Consider the following 23799-nt stretch of genomic DNA (forward strand, 5'->3'; position numbering starts at 1 on the left):
TGAAGAGAGATAGAGAAAAGAAACAACAGATTGTATGGAAGAGAATATAAAAAACAACACCTTGGATAACGAACAAGCCCCAGCGGGCAAATCGCTATTCAATTTCCAAACCGTTTACATGACCCTCATCCTGAACTGGAAATGGTTTGTATTGTCATTAATTATCTGCCTGGGACTGGCCAGCATCTATCTGCGATACACCATTCCCATTTATCAGACATACGCAAAACTGCTCATTAAGGAAGAGAATAACAGCAGGGGGCGAAACAGTTTGCAATACACGACGAACCTCGGCATTGTGTCGAACTCTACTGGTATCGACAACGAAATGGAAATTCTCAAGTCGAGTTCCATTGCCATCCAGGCGGTTAAAGACCTGAAACTATATACCACTTATATGAGTGCGGGCAAAGTAACCAACAGGTTGATGTACAAAACACAACCTATATCAGTAGACATCGACCCCATACACCTCGACATATTGACCCACCCAATCTCCCTAACCATCACGCGTGAGGGAAAGAAATACCATGTCGAGGGTACCTATTACTCCACCAATCCCGATGCACCAGGAAAGGCCTACGCCATCGACAAGAGCTTTACGGCTCTACCTGCCGCCATTGGAACGCAAGCGGGCATCCTCACCTTCATACCCAACTCCACCACTCCCATGAAAGATGGCGAGAAGGTGCTGGTGCGCATTAGCCCTCCTAAGGCCGTGGCCATTGGTTATGCTGCGGGCCTAAGCATTGCCCAGTCGTCGAAAAGCACCTCTATCGCTGTGCTTACCATCAACGACCAAAGTCCAGAACGCGCCATCGACTACCTTAAACAACTTGCTATTTGCTATAATAGGCAAGCGAACGAAGACAAGAACGAAGTGGCCGTGAGAACCGAAGAGTTCATTAACGGGCGATTGGAGAAGATTAACACCGAGCTTGGAAGTACCGAAAGCCAATTGGAAAGCTACAAGAAAGCAAACAAGATGGTGGAACTGCAGATGAGCGCAAACCAAGCCTTGTCTAACAGCGACCAATACGACCAGAAACTTGCCGAGGCTAACACACAGATTGCGTTGCTCAACAGCATCAACGACTACATGAACCAGCCTTCCAATAAATACGAGACGTTGCCTGCCAACATCGGCATCAGCGATCAATCGGCCGTTTCGCTTATCAACAAATACAACGAAATAGTACTTGAACGCAACAGGCTGCTCAGAAGTGCATCGGAAAACAGCCCCACTGTTACCCCCCTAACATCGCAACTAGACGACCTCTCGAGCAGTATTCGCCGAGCAATGGCGCAAGCCAAGCGCAGCATGGACATCCAAAGAAATGCTGTGGCATCGCAGTATGGCAAATACAACAGCATGATACAACAAACACCCGAGCAGGAGAAAACCATGAAACAAATTGGCCGACAGCTTGAGGTGAAAGCAGGACTGTACCTCATGCTGCTGCAAAAACGTGAAGAAAACTCCATATCACTTGCCGCAACTGCCGACAAGGGAAAGTTAATTGACGACCCCACCGTTGTCGGCAAGGTGGCGCCGAGGTCATCAACCATCTATGCGGGCGCACTTGCCGCTGGCCTGGCCATACCAAGTGTGGTATTTTTCCTTCTCAGTTTCTTCAGATACAAGATTGAAGGACACGACGATGTGGCACGCCTCACGCGCCTTCCCATCATCGCAGACGTGGCCGTGGCTAGCGAAACAGCTAAGACGAAAGCCGACATCGTTGTTCACGAGAACCAGAACAACCAGATGGAAGAAATTTTCCGTTCGATGCGTACCAACGTGCAATTCATGCTTAAAGAAAACGAAAAAGTCATTTCGTTCACATCTAGCATATCGGGCGAAGGCAAAACGTTCATTGCCGCAAACCTCGCCGTGTCGTTCGCACTACTTGGCAAGAAGGTTATCCTGGTTGGTCTTGACATCCGTAAGCCGCGATTGGCCGAGTTGTTCGAGATTGACGACCACCGACATGGCATCACCAATTTGCTAACAAAGACCGTTGTAACCGCTGCCGACATACAAGCGCAAACATTGCCATCAGGTGTCAACGACAACTTGGAATTGCTGATGGCCGGTCCGATACCGCCAAACCCTGACGAGTTGCTTACAAGAACTTCGCTAGACGACATCATGGACTTGCTCAAACGCACATACGACTACGTGATTATCGACACCGCGCCAGTTGGTCTTGTTACAGATACGCTGCAAGTGGGCAGGGTTTCGAACCTCACGGTGTATGTTTGTCGCGCCGACTACACACCGAAAGAAAATTTCGAACTCATCAATACACTTCACGTAGAAAACAAGTTGCCCAACATCTGCGTTGTGGTTAACGGCATCGACCTCTCGAAGAAGAAGTACGGCTACTACTACGGCTATGGCAAATACGGCAGATACGCCAAGTATGGCTATTATGGCAAACATGGAAAGTATGGTCGCTATAACAACTATGGCAACTATGGCAATTACAGTAACAGCCATTACAGCAACGAGAACGATACTTCGGTGAAACAATAAAGCCACTTCATAACGCGGGTTTCATCAGCAGCCAAGCCGATGAAACCCGCTAAACACTATAAGGAATGACAATTGCAGTTGATTTCGACGGAACTATCGTAGAACACCGTTACCCCGAAATTGGAGAAGAAATACCCTTCGCCACCGAAACGTTGAAAATGCTCATCAAAGACAGGCACAGGCTTATCTTATGGAGTGTAAGGGAAGGCGAATTGCTGGACGAGGCCGTGGAATGGTGCAGACAACGCGGTGTGGAGTTCTATGCTGTGAACCGAGACTATCCAGAAGAGGAGAAAGAGAAGAATAACCATTTCTCTAGAAAACTCAAAGCCGACCTCTTTATCGACGACCGTAACGTTGGTGGACTGCCCGATTGGGGCGAGATTTATCGTATGGTAACGGAGAACGTTACCTACAAACAAATCGTTAGAAACGCAATTAGGGCACATAACAATCCCGAAAGCTACAAGAAAAAGAAACACTGGTGGCAGTTCTGACAAGCTGACACGACTCACGTTCCCCCACTCCACTCACTACTTTTTCTCAATATACTGACGCACTAACATAGTCAAGCCATGCCTTCTTCTATCTTCATAGTAGGCATGGCTTGACTATTTCATATTGATAACGCATCCCCTTCATTACGTTTAGTAGGAGTAACCTTATTTCACTCTCTCAGCTTGTAAAAACCGCTACGCCACTACACCAACAACTCTTCGGGTGCTGTGATAAGTGTAGTAGCACCAGAACGGAGCAAGAAATCCTTATCGCGAAAGCCCCAAAGCACACTGATACAAGGCAAATTGCAGTTTCTGGCTGTGGCTATGTCCACATCACTATCACCAATATACACGGCATTGTCGGCCGTTACTCCCAACTGCACAAGTGCCTCCAATACCGTATCGGGAGCTGGTTTCTTGCTAATGCCTTCGCGTTCGCCAATAGCCACCTCCACATACTGGTCAAAAAAATGCTTGCACAACTCTTGCGTAGCCTTATAAAACTTATTACTCACTACGGCAACGTTCTTCTTACGCCGTTTCAATTCAGCCAACATCTGCAACACCCCAGGATAAGGCGATGTATGGTCTAGCCCATGTTCAAGATAATGTTGGCGAAAACATTGGTAAACTTCCTCAAATTGGGCATTAGCCAAACCATCAGGTATGGCTCTTTCCATCAATTTCTTTACGCCGTTCCCCACAAATTGCCGTACCTCGTCGATAGTACGTTGGCGCATGCCGTGCTGTTGCAGGGCATAGTTGCAGCTAGCGGCCAAATCGGTTAAAGTATTTAATAGCGTACCGTCTAAATCAAATATATAGGTATCGTAATCTTTTATCATTTTATTTCCCTTCCGTTTTATTATCCATAAAAATATGTTCTGAAAATGCAAGCGCAAACGCGATATGGGTTCGTATAACCAAACACATAACCAAGAACAGCAAGTGCAAAGTTATAAAAATATGCTCACCTCTCCACAGATGTTGTTTAAAATTACTAACTTTGCATTGAAAATAAAGCATAATCAACAATGAAACACAGCTGTGTAAGAAATTACCTCATCCCTGCGGGCATTTGCTTGCTCGTAATATTGGGTATATTGTATTACTATTTCTTTTCGGCCATGCTCCCATCGGGCAGTGCCACCAAGTTCGTATACATAGACAACGACGATAATATCGACTCGGTGTATGCCAAACTCACCCCCAACTGCTCGCCACATGCACTAAGTGGGTTCAGAACGCTAACGCGACACAGCTCTTACGGCGAGCATATCAAGCCGGGACGCTATGCCATAAAGGCAGGACAAGGGGCTTTTGTGGTGTTCAGGCACCTGAAAAACGGCATGCAAGAACCCGTAAGCCTCACCGTCCCTAGCGTAAGAACGCTTGACAAACTATCGGCAGAAGTGTGCAAACGCCTCATGATGGACAGCACTCAGCTGCTGAATGCATTGCGCGACCCCAAAATTTGCGCACACTATGGTTATGATACGGCCACTATCCAATGTATGTTCATCCCTAACACCTATGACGTTTATTGGAACATATCAACCGAAAAACTGCTCGACCGCATGCAGAAAGAAAGCAAGAACTTTTGGAATGTTGACCGAACAGTAAAGGCTAACGAGCTAAAACTAACACCCGTTCAGGTGATTACACTGGCGAGCATCGTCGACGAAGAAACAGCCAACAATGCAGAAAAGCCTATGGTGGCAGGCATGTACTACAACCGACTGATGTTGCGCAATGCCAAATACCCCAACGGCATGCCCCTACAAGCCGACCCAACCATTAAATATGCGTGGAAACAGTTTGGACTGAAACGCATTTACAATAAGCTACTCAACATCGACAGCCCCTATAACACCTATCGCAACGCAGGTTTGCCCCCTGGTCCAATACGCATTCCTAGCATAGAAGGTATCGAGGCCGTACTCAATCTTAAAAAACACGATTACTTGTACATGTGTGCGAAAGAAGATTTTAGCGGTACGCATAACTTTGCTAAAACTTATGCAGAACATTTGGCCAACGCGGCTAAATACACTAAGGCCTTAAACCAAAGGGGCATTAAGTAATAATCACGACCGTATTGGTTGGAAATGTTCTTCAAAGCATTATAAAAGAAAAGGCATAACCAAATGTTTTGAAAACTAAATGGCCGCTAAATGTCTTGCAATCACTTGCCTAATACATTGCAATTAGAACATGAAAGCAACGTATTAAACATATGATTGCGGGCCATTTAGCGGTTTCAAATAAAGTGGCTAACATTGAAGGTATTTCGACGTGCACACAAGATACTAACCTGTGCTAAAGCAAACACAAGATGCGTTAATCAGGTCTTCAACACATTTTATTGCAAGTCGCTGGTTCACCATTAGCCTGGATAAGCGCCATCAACTCATCAACACATCAACTTATCAACTCATAAACTAACCTACTAACCTACAAAAAAACACAAGCTCATCAACACACTTACTCATTAACAAGCAAAACTTAAAATTGTTATTTTTGTTTTACAATTGCATTATTATTTTCATTCCCTTCTAGCGAAAATATAGGTTAAAAAGTAGGTAAATAACTACTTTTGGGGGTCTTTCGGGCCTTTTGTTTTGTCCATTTCTAAGAACAGAACCTGCATTTTGCACCATTTTGCCTTTCTAGTTTGGTTACCGACTCGTAATTTTTCAAGCCCAATTATCCACTTTTAGGCGGAAAACACCCACTTTTTAATGGCTATTCTGCCCCTTTGAGCTATATGTTTCATGGTTCGAAAAGGTTTTATTTATACCATTGCCGTGGATATTTATGCTTATCATCCTGCGTTTTGCACCATTTTGCACTGCGTTTTGCACCATTTTACCTTGCGTTTAGCACCAAAACGCACTGCATTTAGCACCAAAACGCACTGCATTTAGCACCAAAACGCACTACGTTTAGCACCAAAACGCACTGCATTTAGCACCAAATAGCCCCCAAAATGGTGCTAATAACGATTGTTTGTAATAAATATTCATTTTGCCGCTTTCACATACTAGCCCCATTTAGCATCAAAACAAACCTTCGCGAGAATCGATTTTTTGCGGCAAGGTTTGCGATTGGTGGACGAAAAGGGTAGTCATAATGTTAAATTTAGTACTGAAAACTAGACAAATAAAAAACGATTATGCAGCATTCATGCCCACAAGCAACACACGGAAAGCACCTAAACTTGCTGCCACCAGCACGAGCGGTTGCACGCCATACTACCCACGACAAATGGAGACAGCACCAGGCAAACGCCGAAGTAATCTGTTATTTACAGCCAGTTTTCAACTTGTAGAGAAGGCGTTGAAGGACTTCCGCCAAGTCGCTTTTGGGGTCATAAACTATGTTTTGCCACAGACAAATGGTGCAGAATTTCAGATTTTATCGTATCTTTGTCCACTACTTTGTACAGGAGGGGGCGAGTTTGTACAGGAGGGGGGCGAGTTTATCTTGGTTTTACAGCACAAGGATAATAAACTACTCTCAATTTATAGAAACATTTAAAGTCAAGACAACTTCTATACTAAAGTGACACTTCAAGCTAGAGACAGCAATCGTCACGCTCATGGATAACCCAACAAACAGATGTTCATCGCATTGAGAGCACAAAGAGCAACTGGAAAAAAACTGATATACACCAGTTCGTGCAAGTCAAAAATGATTTAAGAAAGCGAAATTATCGTTCTATTATGATAATATTTGCTATAAATTAAGTGCGTTCGCAGATACATGATAGCACTGACAATATTGATGACAGCAGTAAAACATAACGTACCTTACTAAAATACAAATGCGCCACACTTCACAGTGCAGCGCATCTAATCTCAATAGGTATTAGCTTTTTTAAGGCAAAAAGATTGTATTCAGGATAACGAGTGCAAAGTTACGACCTGAAATTTATTTACGCAAACTTTTTATTATGTTAGAAAACATATTTTGACACATCCTGTTAAAAAAGCAAGATTTAAGCTAATGCGAATTTTGATATTTTGCTCCTTTATCGTACCTTTGCACTATAATATAATAATGTATACAATGACAGAAAGAATAGAAAACTCAAACGAAGAGAAAAAGAACCTGAGTTTTGTAGAACAAATCATTGAACAAGACCTGGCCGAGGGAAAGAATGGCGGGCGCCTACAAACGCGCTTTCCCCCAGAACCAAACGGTTATCTGCACATCGGCCATGCCAAAGCTATCTGCATGGACTTCGGAGCAGCAGAGAAATTTAACGGAATATGCAACCTGCGTTTCGACGATACCAACCCCAGCAAGGAAAAAGACGAGTATGTTGAAAACATATTAAACGACATAAAGTGGCTAGGATTTAAATGGGAAAACATTTATTACGCCTCCGAATATTTCCAAAAGCTATGGGATTTCGCCGTATGGATGATTAAAAAAGGCCACGCTTACATCGACGAACAAACAAGCGAACAGATTGCCGAGCAGAAGGGTACACCCACAAAGGCTGGTACAGCATCGCCATATAGGGACAGACCGGTTGAAGAAAGCCTCACTTTGTTCGAGAAAATGAACCTACCAGACACGCCAGAGGGCTCTATGGTGCTGCGCGCAAAGCTAGATATGGCCAATCCCAACATGCACTTCCGCGACCCAATCATGTATCGCATCATCCATACGCCGCACCATCGCACGGGAACACAATGGAATGCCTACCCCATGTACGACTTTGCACACGGACAAAGCGACTACTTTGAGGGCGTAACGCACTCCATCTGCACCTTAGAGTTCGTTCCTCACCGCCCACTGTACGACAAGTTCATCGACTTCCTTAAAGAGATGAACGGCGAAATGGATAATATCAACGATTTCAGACCACGCCAGATAGAGTTCAACCGACTGAACCTCACCTACACGGTAATGAGCAAACGCAAGTTGCACACGCTTGTAGACGAGGGTTTGGTGAGTGGTTGGGACGACCCACGCATGCCTACACTATGCGGTATGCGCCGCAGAGGATATTCTCCTGAAAGCGTTCGCATGTTCATAGATTCCATTGGCTACACCAAGTTCGACGCACTTAACGACATGGCCTTGCTTGAAGCCTCGGTACGCGAAGACCTCAACAAGCGTGCTTGCCGCGTAACGGCGGTGGTTAATCCCGTTAAGTTGGTGATTACAAACTATCCCGAAGGGCAGACCGAAGAAATGGAAACGGTGAACAATCCCGAAAACGCAGCCGACGGCACACACACCATCACCTTCTCAAGAAATCTGTGGATGGAACGCGAAGACTTTATGGAAGATGCACCCAAGAAGTTCTTTAGAATGACGCCTGGCCAAGAAGTGCGCTTGAAAAGTGCCTACATCGTCAAGTGTACGGGATGCACCAAAGATGCCGATGGCAACATTGTGGAGGTGCAAGCCGAATACGATCCACAGAGCAAAAGCGGCATGGAGGGTGCAAACCGCAAGGTTAAGGGCACACTTCACTGGCTTTCGGCCGACCACTGCACCCAAGCCGAGGTGCGCGTTTACGACAGATTGTTCGATGTAGAGAATCCATCGACCGACGAAAGGGATTTTAGGGAACTGCTTAATAAGGACTCGAAGAAGGTGTACACCAACTGCTATGTGGAGAACTATGCAGCAAACAAGAAACCAGGCGAGTATCTGCAATTCCAACGCATTGGCTATTTCATGGCCGATATCGACTCTTCTGCCGAACATCCCGTGTTCAACAAGACCGTAGGTTTGAAAGACACGTGGGCAAAACAAAATAAATAAGCACACAAAGTAGCGATACGTACACGCAGACACATCCTAACATCCGGCAAAGGCTATCAGAACTAAATGCAGTATAGCCCTTGCCACATACCACTAACATGAGGGACGAACACCGTTCGCCCCTCTTGATTGTTTAAAAACAATGACAAACGACAGCTATTTCAACAGCGAAGAGTTTCGGCAAACACTCCATAGCTACGAGGAAGCCGAACAAGAGGGGCGCACTGCCTACTTCGACTCGGACGCGCTGGCCGATATTGCCGAATATTACTACACAGATGGGCGAACGAACGATGCTGTGAAAGCTGCCCTAAAAGGTGTAGACATGTTCCCGGGGGCAATGCCGCCATTGGTGTTCATGGGCAGATACGAGCTGTTAATGCAAAATCCCAAAAAAGCAAAATGGTATTTAGAGCAAGTTGACGACCAATCGGAACTCGAATGCGTGTACTTGCGTGTCGAAATCATGCTCGTTGAAAACAAAAACGACGAGGCCGACGAGTTTTTACGCCAGCAATTAGAATGGCAAGACGACGAGGAAAGGGACGACTTTATTCTTGATGTGGCAGACATTTACTTGGATTACGACCTCATAGACCATGCACAAGCATGGCTTGCGATGGCCGAAAACACGCAAACGGCCGACTATCAAGAAGTGCAAGGACGCATAGCATTGGGTAAAGGCGAGTACCGACAGGGCGAAGAAATCTTTAAGAAACTTGTAGAAGAAAACCCCTTTGCCTCACCCTACTGGAATCAGCTGGCCTCATCGCAGTTTCTTAGCAATCGCATTAAAGACTCCATCGAGAGCAGCGAATACTCTATCGCCATCAATCCTAACGATGAAGAGGCACTACTTAACAAAGCCAACGGCATGTTCAGTCTAGGCGAGTACGAAGAGGCACTTACTTATTACACCCGATTTAACAACCTCCATAAGGATGATGAAACGGGAGAAATATTCATTGGCATCACCCTCATCAACCTCGATCGGCCAGCGGAGGCCCTGCAACATCTGCAAAAGGCCGAAAAAATGGCTGTGCCTAAGTCGGTTAACTTGGTAGAGATTTATCAAGAAACGGCTTTTGCCCTGTCCAGACTTGGCAGAGTGGACGACGCTTTGGCATACGTAGACAAGGCCATAGCCACAGGTAACGGCGACGAAGACGAGTTAACAGTGTTCAAAGGCCACATCCAACTGGAAAACGGAAACCCATTGGCAGCCCAAAACTTTTTCTTAGAGGCCGTCAGGCACTCAAAGTCGGCTCCCAATGTGTATTTCCGTATCGCCATATCAGTATACGACAACGGCTATATGCAATTGGCTTACAGGATGTTTCACACGCTCTTTCAATCGGTTCCTGCCGATTGGAAAGACGGATATTCGCACATGTCGCTCTGCTGCAAATGTCTAAATAAGGAGTCGGAGTACCTGCATTTCCTGCGCAAAGCCTGCGAACTAAACCCCATGGAGGCTAAAACAATCCTTGGCGAGTACTTTCCCAAAGACCTCGACCCAGAGAGTTACTACAATTATATCACAATACAAAAAAAGTAAAAAGAAGAAATGAGCTGGTTATTACCCCTGCTAAACAACCTCAATTATTGGACGGTGCTGCTTCTAATGTTTATCGAAGGCTCCGTCATTCCCGCCCCCTCAGAACTCATTGTGCCACCTGCCGCCTACCGCGCAGCAGCTGGCGAACTAAATATCGTACTCGTTGTGGTTGTCGCAACCATAGGTGCAGTACTCGGTTCTTCGGCCAACTACGCTGCGGCCTATTACCTCGGCCGCCCCGTTATTTACCGCTTTGCCAACAGCAAGCTGGGACATCTCTGCCTGTTGAACCAAGAAAAGATTGAGAAAGGCGAAAAATATTTTTACGACCACGGAGTCATTGCCACGCTTACAGGCCGACTTCTGCCAGGCATACGCCAGATAATATCCATCCCAGCAGGTCTTTCCAAGATGAAATTTTGGAAGTTCATCCTCTATACCACCATCGGCGCAGGCCTTTGGAACACCGTTTTGGCCACCCTTGGATGGTATCTACATTCGTTCGTACCGAAAGAAGACCTTAACAACAAGATTGAAGAGTACAACAGCCAGATACAACTCGTTGTCATTATTGCACTTGGTGTGGTGGCTATCATTAGCGTAATCTGGTGGCAAATGCGTAAAAGAAAAAAGCGTAAGGCAAACGCATCGACCATAACAGAAGGCACAACCTCTGACAAAGGCGATTAACATAGACGACATAACGAAAGGAAATCGAACAGTGAGAATTGACATTATCACCGTGTTGCCCGAGATGATTGAGGGATTCGTGCACGAATCTATCTTGGCACGCGCACAAAAAAAAGAGCTAGCAGAAATACATCTGCATAACCTTCGCGACTATTCTACCGATAAATGGAGACGTGTGGACGACTATCCATACGGTGGATTTGCAGGGATGGTGATGCAATGCGAACCCATAGACCGCTGTATTTCTGCCCTTAAAGCCCAACGAGAATACGACGAAGTGATATTTACGTCGCCCGATGGACAACAGTTCGACCAGCATGTGGCCAACGAATTGTCACTAAAAGGCAACATCATCATACTTTGCGGACACTATAAGGGCGTTGACCAACGCGTACGCGACCACCTCATCACACGCGAAATATCCATCGGCGACTATGTACTCACAGGGGGCGAACTTGCTGCCGCCGTGATGGCCGACGCCATTGTGCGACTCATCCCTGGCGTTATCAGCGACGAACAGAGTGCTTTCTCCGATTGTTTTCAAGACGATTTGCTCTCTGCGCCCATCTATACACGCCCTGCAAACTACAAAGGTTGGGAAGTTCCACCCATACTTCTCAGCGGCAACGAGGCCAAAATAAAGACATGGGAGATGGAACAAGCCCTGGAAAGAACAAGGCAACTGCGCCCCGACTTACTAGAACAGAAGGGCGAATAAGAGCGTTCTCCCAGAAGAAAACACAGCCAGTGGCCTGTCTTTTCTAGGCCAGCCACCAACAAAAACAATAAAAAAAAGAAGTAAAACAAAACGCAAAACGTAGAAAAAAATAGCTATCTTTGCAAGTAAAAACAATTGTAATGAAACACGTTTTAAGTACACTTATATTATCTATCCTTGCCGTTGTTACGCTCCAAGCACAACAAACGCGCCCCACACGCCGCACCGACAGAGCCGACTATGCCACAGCACTGCTAAAAAGTTATGAGGACTCGCTGGCCCTCCTATATAATAAGGTGTATCGGCAAAACGACAAAAGCGCACTTCCAAACGATTTTGTTGAGAGCGTTGTTCCATACCAAAGTTTCAAGCTCTTCTCGCCACTCACCTTCTACGAAGGAATAGCCAAAGACTTCTTCGACCTCTCCGACGAAGGCACGACCACTAAGGCACCAAACCAAAGGGCAGATTACCTAGGGCCTAGGTTTACCGACTCTGCATTGTTAGGTATCTACCTTAAAAGGCCCGACTTGGTGTTAAACCGCGAAACGGTGCTGCACAATGTGGCTCCCGAAGCTAAAACAACACCTGTTGTCATCAAGTCGGATGCTGGACTGGCCGAAAAACAACCACAAGTACCCACCGACCCTGGTGCTGTACCAATCAACGTTGTTGTTACCAAGCCCAACTTCTGGACCGTCAAGGGCGACTATTACCTGCAATTCCTGCAAAATTATGTGTCGGGCAACTGGCATAAGGGTGGCGAAAGCAACTATTCAATGGTAGGTGCCGTTACCTTACAATGCAACTACAACAACAAACAAAAGGTTAAATTCGACAATAAACTCGAACTAAAACTAGGTTTCATCACTTCGCCTAGCGACACATTACACAGCCTGAAAACCTCAGAAGACCTCATCAGGTACACCAGCAAGCTGGGACTTCAAGCCTCTAAGCGGTGGTATTACACCCTACAACTTGTGGCCTACACCCAATTCTTACGCGGATATAAAAACAACAGCGGTGAACCAGCATCCGATTTCATGTCGCCTTTCAACACAAACATATCGCTTGGTATGGACTACAACGTTGATTGGTTTAAGGGAAGACTTAAAGGTTCGATACATCTCGCTCCCCTAGCCTATAACTTCCGCTATGTAGACAGGCTTTCGTTGGGTCCTCGCTATGGTCTGAAACCAGATAGCCACACCCTTCACGACTTTGGTTCTGAATTTACCGTAGACCTAATGTGGAAGATAGCCGAACCCATTAGCTGGCAAACACGCCTCTACGGATATACCACATACAGCAGGGCAGAAGTGGAATGGGAAAACACTTTCACGTTCCAATTCAACAAATTCATTAGCTCCAAACTATTCGTTTATCCACGTTTCGACGATGGAGGAACACGCGACGAGAAACACGGATACCTGCAATTGCGCGAGTTCGTATCAATAGGTTTCTCCTATTCGTTCTAACACAGAGGCCTGTATGACACGTCCCAATGGCGTCATCCAACTCTATCCGCTGGTGCGCATCGCACTGATGCTCATCGTAGGGATAGTGTTGGCCGACGCCATTCCCTTTTTCTCCAACCCCACAACCAGCGTTTCGCTATTGCTTGGCACAGCAGCCATTGCCGTTCTGGCCATCCGTCATGCGCACATTTCCAGCATGGCCATCCTCGTTTCCATTGTTTTTCTTGGCGCATGGCTCATGTCTTTGCAAATAAACGATAGGCAATCAATACCCATCAACCAAGCCATTACATACAAAGCCATCGTTACCGACACCCCCACAGCCCACGGAAAGGTGTTAAAATGCAACCTCTTGGTGATAAACCTATCAGAAAGAAACGACAGTCATACGCCCTTTCTCGTTCGTGCATCCATCCTAAAAGACACGCTTACCAATCGTTGGCAGAGCCTTACCACAGGTTCAACAATCGCCGTTCAATCAGTTTTCAACAACGAATCTGCCCTCTTTTCATCCTCAAAGTTCAACTTTGCGCGCTGGATGCAAGCCCACCAAATCTACGCAACAACCTTTGTTTACTTTGCCGATTGGCAGAACACGCAACTAACCAACGACGAAATACACAAAATTTCCACCGTAGATAAAATACGTTTGCGCCTATTAAAAGTGCGCCAAAGCCTGCTCGACAGCGCATGGCAACAAAGGTTAAGCTCCGACAACCAAGCTTTGGTTGCCTCCATAGCCCTCGGCGACAAGTCGAACCTCACCCCCACACAACGCGAATCATACAACAAGGCAGGCGTTTCGCATATACTGGCACTGTCTGGCCTGCATCTCGGCATCATTTACAACGTGCTTTCGGCGTTCTTCACCACCATTCTCTATCGCGTAGTGCGCCGCGATTGGGCCGAGTTCATTGCCCAAACCATCATCACCATCACCCTTTGGAGCTATGTTTTCCTAGTGGGATTGCCACCCGGAGCCGTCCGTTCTGCCCTCATGCTCACCCTCTACGCCTTCGTTTCGTTGCTCCATCGCGACCGCTTTTCGGCCAATTCGCTGGCTTTTGCCTGCATCGTGATGCTCATTGCCAACCCTTCCACGCTTTGGGATGTCAGTTTCCAGCTCTCATTCATAGCCGTATTATCCATCATTCTTCTTTATCCCCCGTTTTTCTCACTCTACCAACCCACAACGCGTTGGGCCAATTTGCTCCGTCCCATCTGGGCTATCGTCTGCGTTTCCGTGGCAGCACAAGTGGGCACAATGCCCATTATAGCCTATTATTTTGGGCGTTTCTCATGCTATTTCCTACTCTCCAACCTGCTTATACTTCCACTCATAACCCTCTTGCTTTACGTCACGCTCGCCTCTTTCATCGTTCAAGGCGCGCCATTACTCCATAATTTTGTGTTAGATGCCATGCAATGGCTAGCCACAGCCGTGAAAACCTTGGTCAATGGCATATCCGCGCTGCCCCACTCCACGCTCGACGGACTTCAATTCAACCTCATCCAAACCTATTTGGCCTACATTTTCATCGCATCTCTCTACGCCTTAGGCCTTTTTGCGCGCAAATGGTTCCGAATTAGGCGACAGATACAACAGCTATAACCATTATATTTTGTACCTTTGTAAGGATGAAACAAAGATACTTCATATACTTTTCGTACGACGGAACAGCCTATCATGGCTGGCAAATTCAGCCTAACGCCAATTCGGTTCAAGCGGAAATGCAACGTGCCATGTCCCTTCTGCTCAGACATCCCGTTGAACTGGTCGGTGCAGGACGTACCGATACAGGTGTTCATGCACGCACGATGGTTGCGCATTTCGATGTAGACAACCCATTAGACACAGTGCAACTCACCTACAAACTCAACCGTGTACTGCCCTTCGACATCACCATTAACGCAATAAAAGCCGTAGATGCCGACATGCACGCACGGTTCAGTGCCACCAAACGCACCTATCATTATTACATACATCTAGACCGCGACCCCTTTTGTCGCGCCTACTCGTATGCCTTATACCAAGCACCCGACTTCCAATTGATGAACGAGGCCGCTGAAATACTATTGTCGCATAAAGATTTTGGGGCTTTTTGCAAAAGCCATTCAGATGCAAAAACCACCTTCTGCGAGGTCTACGAGGCTCGTTGGATAAAGCTTTCCGACACCAAATGGCATTTACGTATATCAGCAAACAGATTTCTCCGCAACATGGTTCGCGCCATTGTTGGAACACTTTTAGACGTGGGTTGGCACAAAATCACACTCGAACAGTTCGTTGATATACTACATTCTAAGTCGCGACAACAAGCAGGCGAGTCGGTTCCCGGCCATGCCTTGTTTCTCGAAGACGTGCAATATTAATTTGAGTTTTTGAGTTCGTGAGTTTATATGGCTTTAAGTTATTGTATGCACAGCTTATTTGTTCGTTAGTTTATCAGTCCATAAGTTATTCAATTCACGGATTGTTTGTTCGTGAGTTTACAAGTTCATGGCACCACGAGTTCATAAGTTCAACAACCCCAATAACTTTAAAAACCACGAGCTCAGAAACCCAATAATTCCTTCACAACATAACAAATCCACATGCTTTGGTTACTCTTAGCCTTTCTTTCTGCCAGTCTTCTAGGTTTCTACGATGTCTTTAAGAAACTGTCGTTGAAAGGTAACGCCATTATCCCCGTGTTGTTTCTCAACACCTTTTTTTCGTCGCTCATCTTCATTCCATTCATCCTCGGCAGTCGTTTCGGTTGGCTTTCACCAGCCAGCATGTTCTACGTGTCGGCCACCAACTTGTCTACACATGGTTACATTTTCTTCAAAAGCATGCTAGTGCTGTCTTCGTGGATATTTGGATACGTGGGTATGAAACATCTTCCGCTAACAATCGTTGGCCCGATAAATGCCACACGTCCCATACTGGTACTCGTTGGGGCGATGCTTGTTTATGGCGAACAACTCAACCTGCTGCAATGGTTGGGCGTTGCACTGGCCATTTGTTCCTTTTTCCTTTTAAGCAGGAGTGGAAAAAGAGAAGGTATCGACTTCAAACACAACAAGTGGATATACGCCATCGCACTTGCCGCCATACTAGGTGCATGCAGCGGACTATACGATAAATACTTGATGACCCCAACTGCACAGGGCGGATTGGGGCTAGACAAGATGGTTGTGCAAAGCTGGTACAACCTATACCAATGCGGTATGATGGGCATTGTGTTGCTCGTTCTATGGTATCCCAAGCGCAAAACAACCCAACCCTTTCAGTGGAGGTGGGCCATCATGCTGATAAGCCTATTTCTCTGCGCAGCCGACTTTGCCTACTACTATGCCCTAAGCCAGCCACAAGCCATGATTTCCATCGTATCGATGGTAAGAAGAGGCAGCGTTTTGGTATCGTTTATGTTTGGCGCACTTGTCTTTCAAGAGAAAAATCTCAAACGCAAAGCATTCGATTTGTTCCTTGTTCTCTTAGGCATGCTTTGCCTGTACTTCGGTTCAAAAGCTTAGTCGGTTGTCAAGTTGGTTTCCATGCTACACGTAAGAGAAAGCAAAATAAACCATTGAAAAAGCCAAAATTAAGCAGACAACAAGAAAAAACGCCGTTAACATTTGGTATATCCAAATAAAATCTATACCTTTGCAATCGATTTCAGAAATGAGGTCAAACATGGTGGCTATAGTTCAGCAGGTTAGAGCGTCAGATTGTGGTTCTGAATGTCGTCGGTTCGAATCCGACTAGCCACCCCTCAACAAACACAACGTTCCTTTCAAATACTGAAAGGAACGTTTTTTTATATCCCTTCCGCCGCACCATCCTGTGCCACATTGGCCCAGCAAAATATATAATAAAGGTGACTTGGCAAAAGTTATTCAATGTATTTTCCACAAGCAGAAACTGGTTGCCAATGGCAAATTACTTCTGCATTTCCATGATACACTCCCGTTGTCCGCAAGTTGCATGCCTGCAACCCTTCGCGCCTAGCAGTAGCAAAACGTACACGCTTACCATGCCAATGCCCATGCGCACGTATGCGACATAACCATCTTTGTCTAGTTTTCAGTAGAAATTTTAACATTATGAGTGCCCTTTCTGTCCACCAATCGCTCACCTTGCCGCAAAAAATCGATTCTCGCGAAGGTTTGCTTTGATGCAAAAGGGGGGGAGTTGTAAATGCAGGCAAAATGAATTTTTATTTAAAAACACCGCCATTAGCACCTAATTTCGGGCTATTTGCCGCAAAATGAAGTGCATTTTGGTGCAAAACGCGGTGCAATTTGCCGCTAAACGCAGTGCGTTTTGGTGCTAAATGCAATGCGTTTTGATGCTAAATGCAAGGTATTTTGGTGCAAAATGCAGTGCAAAATGCTGCTAAATGTGAGTCGAAAAGCATAAATATCCACTGCTATTGTATAAACAAAATCTTTCAGAAACGTTAAAAACATGGCTGAAAAGGGTAAAATAGCTGTTAAAAAGCAGGTTTTTGGGGGTTAAAAGTGAGTAATTGGGCTCGAGAAATTACGAGCCGTCAGCCAAACTAGAAAGGCAAAATGGTGCTAAATGCAGGTTTATTGCTTGAAAACGGACAAAACAAAAGGCGTAAAAAGCTAGAAACAGTGGCTTTTTACCCATTTTATAACCTGATTTTTCGCTAGAACGGAGTGAAAATTAGCACGAGCTTGTAAAAATAAAAGCAATCATTTTAAAGTTTGGAGTTAGTGATTTTTTGAGTTGACGAGTTAGTGAGTTGGTAGGTTCTTGAGTTAGTAGGTTGATGAATTTGTAAGTTGATGTGCTTACGATCTGGTGGGTTGACGAGTTTGTTTGCTGATGCGTTGGTGTATTCTGAAATTGATTGTCTTTCGTAAGTCTACAAGCCAGCGAGCTAATTCCATCCCACGCGCCATTTATGAGAGGAGAGTATATTTTGCGCTGACTTCACAAAAAAACAGCTCCGCTCAAGTTGTTGAAACATCAAAAGCCAAGTGGACTTCAATTCTTTTCCTAAAAGTAGTCTTCCATCTTGCGACATTCACCTACACAATTTGCAGCGAACAGCATAGCTTTGGGCGATGAATAGCAGTGAGCCTTGCAGCAAATTGCACACCATTTTGCGTGAGTTGCGCTTTAACACAGCATCAAATGGGGCAGTCATCGGTTAGGTACAAAATTGCGTTTTGTATCAAAGCCAACCACAACGATAATTATTTTTTGTGGTTAGTAGGAGATTGGGGGATTAGGAGGGTGCTCTTCATGCTAAAATGTCTGTTGAAAAGAATACAAAAGCGAACAAAAAATAAGTTCACAACTTCTGTTTTGCCGAACTAGGAAAGGGCTCACAAGCCCATCAACTAAAAATAAACCTTTACCCCAACAAGCAAAGTTCGGCCGCGCAGCGCATACTGGTTGAAGGTGCTACTTAGGTTGTTATATGTGGTGTTGTTATAATATCGTTGGTTCAGCATGTTGTTTATGTGCAGCGTAAAGTCGGTTTTGCGATACTTATACAAACAATTAAAGTCGGCAAACACCGTGTGTTTCCTTGTGCCATCGTTGAAATAATTGGCGTAGTATTCCGTCGAAAACGAGAAATTCAAGGCATCCGTCGGCATCAACGTCAGCTCCAACTCTTGCGTAAACAACTTCGTACGAGTCTTCATGGCACTAATTTCAAGCGAATTAACGTTATATTGCGCCCTATAAGCCACGTCTAGCCACGCCCAAACGTTGCTATTGAGGCTAACCGACGTTTGCAGCGAGCCCGACTTAAACTCGGTATTGATGCCGTTTTGGTACATACTGTTGGCGTTTTGGGATAATACGCACTGCGTGTTGAACGTTCCTTTAAGCCATTCCAGGCGTTTGCTCACTGTGGCTATCGCCATTATTCCGTGCGAGTGGTTATCGTTTTCCACCGTAGAATAATACACCATGCCGCGCCTGTCCACCTGCTTAGTGCGCGATATGTTGTTGTGGTGCGTGTTAAAGGCTACACTGGCGCGCACGAAAAGCATGTGCATGTAGTTGGCGTACGATACAAAGGCCATCTCTTGCCAACTGTGCGACCCGTAAAAGTTGATGGGCGACATCTGAAACGTGCGATAATCTACCAGCATCGGCATGGCGTGACTATCGTTAACTGATGGTTCTTTGCTGTTCATCGACACGCTAGCCCCTAGTTTCCAACGCGAGTTCAGCTCCCAACTAAGGCTAAGGATGGGCGAAAAAAACAGCTTATTGGCCACTGCCGTGCCAAAATAACGGCATGCGCTGAGGGGTATTTTCAGCGTTCCGCGCAGTCCTCGGTGCTTGTAAGTGATGGTTGGCGTAGCAATGAAGGCCATGAAATGGATATTGGCATTTTCGTAGAAAGCCGTGTCGTAGGGCACTGTGCGATAGTTGCTTTCCATATTCATGGCTTGTATGCGCCCCTCCGCGTCCATTTCTAATGCCCAACGGCGGGTGTTGAAAGTGAAGTTTAGCTTAGTGGACGAAAGGAATTGGTGCCGTGTAACATCTTGTTGGCGCGTGCTATCAGCAACAACGATGAGCTGTTCGGGCACATAACGGTATAAGTTCACCGATGTAAACTTGATGTGATGCTTGCCAACAGCCCTTATCCACTGCAACTGGTTTTCGATGGCGTGCAGGTCCGACCGCGTTTCCGACTGGTTGTTGTCGTCGCCTTGCGTAATGGTGCGATTGCGTTGCCATGCAGAACTGTACTTAATCTCGTTGGAAAAGAAACTCCGCTCCCTGTCGCTCTTAAACATTACAGCGGCCGACAGTTCTCTGCTGTTCAGTATGCCGCATTCAGCAGTGGCACGCGTTAGCGTGGTATCGGCGAGGAAATACGATAGGCCGTGTTGCCTTTTCGACGTGTTTCGTTCGTCAGAATAATAAAGTTTTGTTCGCACGATGGCACTCTCCGAAACCTTTTGTACATTCCCAACGTTGGCGATGTGGGTGCGCCCAAAGCGTGTTCGGCTCTTGTCTAATGCGCTAGGTCTGCCCAGCTCTGTGTTCATAAAGGAGTTGGGGCTGCTCGTCGACATTTGTTTCAACAACTCGTCTATCGTGAGAACCTTATTTTCGCTCATGATGTCCTTGCCAGTATTGTTGCTTTTGGCCGTTAGCGATGTTTGGTTAACGGCCGACAGGCGCGCGCCAAAGCCCTCCACCTCCCACAGTTTTGGAACACCTGACGCCGCCCTTACGTTTCCGCTCCATCTACCCTTAGCCTTATCTTTTAAGGCAAGGTTAAGTGCGGTGAGCCCCTCGGCCTTGCTCTTTCGCATGGTTTTCTTCGACTGAAAGTTCTCCACAACATCTACACGCGAAATAACATCGTGAGAAATGTTGCGCGTGGCGATGTTATATTGGCCGTCAAACAAGTCGACACCCTCGATGAGAAATTGGTCTATCGCTTTTCCGTTATACGAAACCGTTCCCTCCTTACTTACGCTTATGCCCGGCAAGTTGCGCAGCACGTCGCCGATGGTGCGGTCTTTTTGTGTGGCGAAGGCCGAAACCAAATAGCTTGTCGTGTCGTTGCGGTGTGTTATTCTGTTGGGTTTCACATACACATCTTTTATCTCGAAGGCCTTGGGTTGCATCTCCACGCGATAGAATGCTTGGTTGGTAAGGGGGCATTGTGCCGATTTGTGGGTCATGCTGCTTACCACCAGCGTTGCGCTGGCCGCCTTTTCGCGCCTTACCATAAGGCTAAACTCGCCTTTGGCAGAAGTCTGCGTGTTATAAAGGATGATGTTATTGGCGTTGCGAATGGTTACGACGGCTCCCCTAACGGGCGTTTCGCTACCCGTTTCCACTACCAATCCGCGCACAACGCTTTCCTGTCCAAGGGCTGGCAAGGTAAAGAGGAGTACAAGAAACATCAGGAAAGGCCAAGGTTTCATGATGAAATTGAACTGTGGTTTGTGGAATTTTACGCTTTTGTAATGTTGGTTTGCGCATAGATCATTTCTCTTATTTGGGGAGCGATTCCACGCGTTCCATTGTTGCATACGAGCGACGTTTTGGAGGTTTTGTCGTGCTTACAACCTTTATTCCCAGTTTAGCATTCAGTACGTCTAAATAGGCACTTGGATCATCAATGGCCAACTGCTTTAAACGTAGATATTCCTTTTTAGTGGTTTTTGTGACGTCTCGATTGGGTATTTCTATTTTTCCTGAGCAGGGTCGCATGCCTAAGAACTGAAATTCGTAATGGTGTTTGGTGTCGTACACTTCAAGTATCAGTCCTGGCAATCCATAAAACTTCCACGGACCATCGCTAATGGGGATGTCTGGTGCAAACCATGCCTCATAAGTACGCCCACCAAATGTACATACCGCTTTTTGGCAAGCATAGTTATCAATTGTTTTCTGCTCTTCCGTGATGTTCCAACTGAAATGTGGTAAGCTTTCTGTGTATCTGCTGTTAGTTGGAAGTGATTCAACAAATTCAAGTTCTTTTTTACCAAAGTCTTCTAAAACATAGTAGTATACCGAAACCTTGCCGTATCTAGCCTTAATGCTGTCGTTAATGGCTTTCCTTTCTTCGGGGCCGCTTGCTTCAAGCAGCATAGAGTCTTTTTCAAAGTTTGACTGCGAATAGAATAGCGATTTGGTTTCATTCCGCCGGAGTACCATCATGGCGTTGCTGCTACGCTTTGTGACGGTGTCTACTTGATAAATCAACCGATATATACATTCCAATGTGGCTTTGTTGTCGGCTGCATTCCCATGTAGGGCACAGGTAAGAAACAACATTATACTGACTATTGTTTTCATAAGTTTCCTTATTCTAATATTTCCATAGGCTGGTGCCTATTGTTGTTTTTAATTTCTTGTACCAATTGACTGTCAGGTGCACCAAAACTAATTCTTGTAAGAGAACGAGTGGCATAATATGCTATGGGGTCACTCTGATATGTGGCATATTCTTTAAGAAACTTCTCCTTAGTGGTTTTGAAAGTGCGGCTAGGAAAGAGCGCAACGTCTCCGTTGCAGGGCTGCATATCGATAAAGGTGAAGGTGTATTGGCGATGTGTGTCGTAAACAGACATTACAAGGCCAGGCAAGCCATAGAATTTCCATGGCCCTAAGCACGCGGTGATGTCTGTGGCAAACCACGCCTCGTAGGTTCGCCCCATGTATTTGCCCACGGCTTTTGTGCATTTGTGGCCAGCAATGTTTTTGTGTTCGGGCAGAATTTGCCAGTTGAAGGTTGGCAAACTGTCTGTGTAGCGGAAAGCGTTTAGTCCAATCTTGTCCTTATAGGTATAAGTTCTTAGTTTCAGGTCGGTCAAGACGTAATAGGACATGCCAGCCTTGTTTGCACGCTGTTTCTTTTTCAATGTCAAACTTCCTTCTTTCAGCCAGCTTTCTTTGTCGTTATATCTTAGCGAGTCGTCTCTAAACGTTTCTTTGCTGTAAAACATAGCTGTGTTGTCGTTAAAGCGAAGTCGGAAAGTGTCTGTCAATACCTTTCCTTCTATGGTATCTTTAATACATGTAACAAGGTAACTAACCTCTGTTGTTGCAGGTGAGGAGCTTTGCGCATGAGTAGAACTTAAACAAAGCGTGAGATGCAGAAATAAAAATGATGTTCTTTTCATTTGTTGTGCAATGTGGTTGCCGTTCTGTGTACCACACAGAACGGCAACTAAACTAAACGTGTCACATTGATTTAATCACCGCAATATACCCAATCGAGACGTTCAACTTCTTTCTCAATTTGTTCAGCAGTAACGGTATCGCCTATTTCTTCGATCTTTAAAACGTCACCACAAGAAGTGTACACGGTAATGTCTACTCTTTTGGCATTAGATGCCAAACAAACTGTTGCGAATAACGCAGTAGCAATAATCTTTCTCAATTTTAAATTGTTAGTTGTTTATAATTAGGTTGTTCGGTACCGCCTTTGGTGAGTGAGGTCTCAAAATGTAAACCCTGTTGCAGTATTACTGATGAATGTAACAGAATGGGGTGTACATCTCAACCGCAAATTTAGAAAATAAATTTATCCTGGCCAAATTTTAGTTCTTCTTTTTCTGAAACTATTGTTTTTTTAGTCGAAAGTAAATAGATTTGGAAATATTAAGAAAAACGTATCTTTACGCCAGTTCGGGATAAGGATTTGCTTAGAATAGCTCCAATTGCCTACTCTTTTCAATACGCACAGGCAGTGCCTCGGGCTTATTCTCGAAGAAACAGTATGCTGCCAGTGCCGCACAGAGATTCATAAGGAAGTTATGTACAGAGCGATAGCGTGAATGGACAAGGTCGGCCTTGTTCTTGAGCAATTCGTTGATGCATTCTATTATATATCGCTTGCGCAGCATCATCTTGTTCCACAAGGGCATAAGCTTGTTTTTCATGTTCGACTTGAGCCCGTGAACAAGATAGATACCTTGGTTGAAGAGGTTCTCAAAGAATTCTTGCTTGATGTACCCCTTGTCGGCAAACACTTTGCCGTAGAGCACTTTGGTAAAGACCTTCCACACCATGGAAT

Annotated in this window: 18 protein-coding genes and 1 tRNA gene; 13 read left to right on the plus strand and 6 right to left on the minus strand. The window is 45.6% G+C overall.

Annotated elements, in window-relative coordinates:
- Positions 1 to 34 precede the first annotated feature (34 nt).
- Positions 35 to 2539 carry a GumC family protein gene (locus tag BN93_RS11680; protein WP_019188508.1) on the plus strand — a complete coding sequence of 835 codons (2505 nt, stop codon included), beginning with the start codon at positions 35 to 37 and terminating at the stop codon, positions 2537 to 2539.
- A 65-nt stretch (positions 2540 to 2604) separates the two neighbouring features.
- The gene (locus tag BN93_RS11685) at positions 2605 to 3036 is read left to right on the plus strand and encodes a BT0820 family HAD-type phosphatase (protein WP_009229916.1); all 432 of its coding nucleotides are present in this window, start codon (positions 2605 to 2607) and stop codon (positions 3034 to 3036) included.
- 203 nt (positions 3037 to 3239) lie between these two features.
- On the opposite strand, the gene BN93_RS11690 is transcribed toward BN93_RS11685, so the two are convergent.
- Positions 3240 to 3884 carry an HAD family hydrolase gene (locus BN93_RS11690; protein WP_019188509.1) on the minus strand — a complete coding sequence of 215 codons (645 nt, stop codon included), beginning with the start codon at positions 3882 to 3884 and terminating at the stop codon, positions 3240 to 3242.
- A gap of 189 nt (positions 3885 to 4073) precedes the next feature.
- On the opposite strand from BN93_RS11690, the gene mltG reads away from it, so the two are divergent.
- From mltG to BN93_RS11750, 11 genes are all read left to right on the plus strand, one after another.
- On the plus strand, positions 4074 to 5123 hold the full coding sequence (mltG, locus tag BN93_RS11700; protein WP_019188510.1) for an endolytic transglycosylase MltG: 1050 nt from the start codon (positions 4074 to 4076) through the stop codon (positions 5121 to 5123).
- A gap of 1048 nt (positions 5124 to 6171) precedes the next feature.
- On the plus strand, positions 6172 to 6579 hold the full coding sequence (locus BN93_RS18055; RefSeq protein ID WP_019188512.1) for a hypothetical protein: 408 nt from the start codon (positions 6172 to 6174) through the stop codon (positions 6577 to 6579).
- Between the two features lie 531 nt (positions 6580 to 7110).
- Complete coding sequence (locus BN93_RS11710) at positions 7111 to 8826, plus strand: glutamine--tRNA ligase/YqeY domain fusion protein (protein WP_019188513.1); 1716 nt, start codon at positions 7111 to 7113, stop codon at positions 8824 to 8826.
- 142 nt (positions 8827 to 8968) lie between these two features.
- Positions 8969 to 10384, plus strand: coding sequence for a tetratricopeptide repeat protein (locus BN93_RS11715; RefSeq protein ID WP_019188514.1), 1416 nt, complete (start codon positions 8969 to 8971; stop codon positions 10382 to 10384).
- A gap of 9 nt (positions 10385 to 10393) precedes the next feature.
- Positions 10394 to 11074, plus strand: coding sequence for a DedA family protein (locus BN93_RS11720; protein WP_019188515.1), 681 nt, complete (start codon positions 10394 to 10396; stop codon positions 11072 to 11074).
- Positions 11075 to 11105: 31 nt separating this feature from the next.
- Positions 11106 to 11792, plus strand: a complete 687-nt coding sequence (trmD, locus tag BN93_RS11725) for a tRNA (guanosine(37)-N1)-methyltransferase TrmD (protein WP_019188516.1) — start codon at positions 11106 to 11108, stop codon at positions 11790 to 11792.
- A gap of 140 nt (positions 11793 to 11932) precedes the next feature.
- Positions 11933 to 13270: a DUF3078 domain-containing protein gene (locus tag BN93_RS11730; RefSeq protein WP_019188517.1), complete on the plus strand. Its 1338-nt coding sequence runs from the start codon at positions 11933 to 11935 to the stop codon at positions 13268 to 13270.
- 13 nt (positions 13271 to 13283) lie between these two features.
- Complete coding sequence (locus tag BN93_RS11735) at positions 13284 to 14882, plus strand: ComEC/Rec2 family competence protein (protein WP_019188518.1); 1599 nt, start codon at positions 13284 to 13286, stop codon at positions 14880 to 14882.
- A gap of 26 nt (positions 14883 to 14908) precedes the next feature.
- Positions 14909 to 15643 (plus strand): tRNA pseudouridine(38-40) synthase TruA, encoded by a 735-nt coding sequence (truA, locus tag BN93_RS11740; protein WP_019188519.1) that lies wholly within the window; start codon positions 14909 to 14911, stop codon positions 15641 to 15643.
- A 222-nt stretch (positions 15644 to 15865) separates the two neighbouring features.
- On the plus strand, positions 15866 to 16789 hold the full coding sequence (locus BN93_RS11745) for a DMT family transporter (protein ID WP_019188520.1): 924 nt from the start codon (positions 15866 to 15868) through the stop codon (positions 16787 to 16789).
- A gap of 163 nt (positions 16790 to 16952) precedes the next feature.
- Positions 16953 to 17026: transfer RNA gene (locus tag BN93_RS11750), tRNA-His, on the plus strand.
- A gap of 1605 nt (positions 17027 to 18631) precedes the next feature.
- On the opposite strand, the gene BN93_RS11760 is transcribed toward BN93_RS11750, so the two are convergent.
- The 5 genes from BN93_RS11760 to BN93_RS11775 form a co-directional block, all read right to left on the minus strand.
- Positions 18632 to 21199 (minus strand): peptidase associated/transthyretin-like domain-containing protein, encoded by a 2568-nt coding sequence (locus BN93_RS11760; protein ID WP_019188522.1) that lies wholly within the window; start codon positions 21197 to 21199, stop codon positions 18632 to 18634.
- Between the two features lie 70 nt (positions 21200 to 21269).
- Positions 21270 to 22076, minus strand: coding sequence for a GLPGLI family protein (locus BN93_RS11765; protein ID WP_044260596.1), 807 nt, complete (start codon positions 22074 to 22076; stop codon positions 21270 to 21272).
- An 8-nt stretch (positions 22077 to 22084) separates the two neighbouring features.
- Positions 22085 to 22903, minus strand: a complete 819-nt coding sequence (locus tag BN93_RS16300; RefSeq protein WP_084768795.1) for a GLPGLI family protein — start codon at positions 22901 to 22903, stop codon at positions 22085 to 22087.
- Between the two features lie 71 nt (positions 22904 to 22974).
- The gene (locus BN93_RS17670) at positions 22975 to 23163 is read right to left on the minus strand and encodes a hypothetical protein (RefSeq protein WP_157462814.1); all 189 of its coding nucleotides are present in this window, start codon (positions 23161 to 23163) and stop codon (positions 22975 to 22977) included.
- Between the two features lie 265 nt (positions 23164 to 23428).
- The coding region (locus BN93_RS11775; RefSeq protein ID WP_157462825.1) for a transposase at positions 23429 to 23799 on the minus strand (371 nt) is incomplete at its 5' end.

It is taken from the genome of Prevotella conceptionensis 9403948, from assembly GCF_000312305.1.
GTDB classification, from domain to species: Bacteria; Bacteroidota; Bacteroidia; order Bacteroidales; family Bacteroidaceae; genus Prevotella; species Prevotella conceptionensis.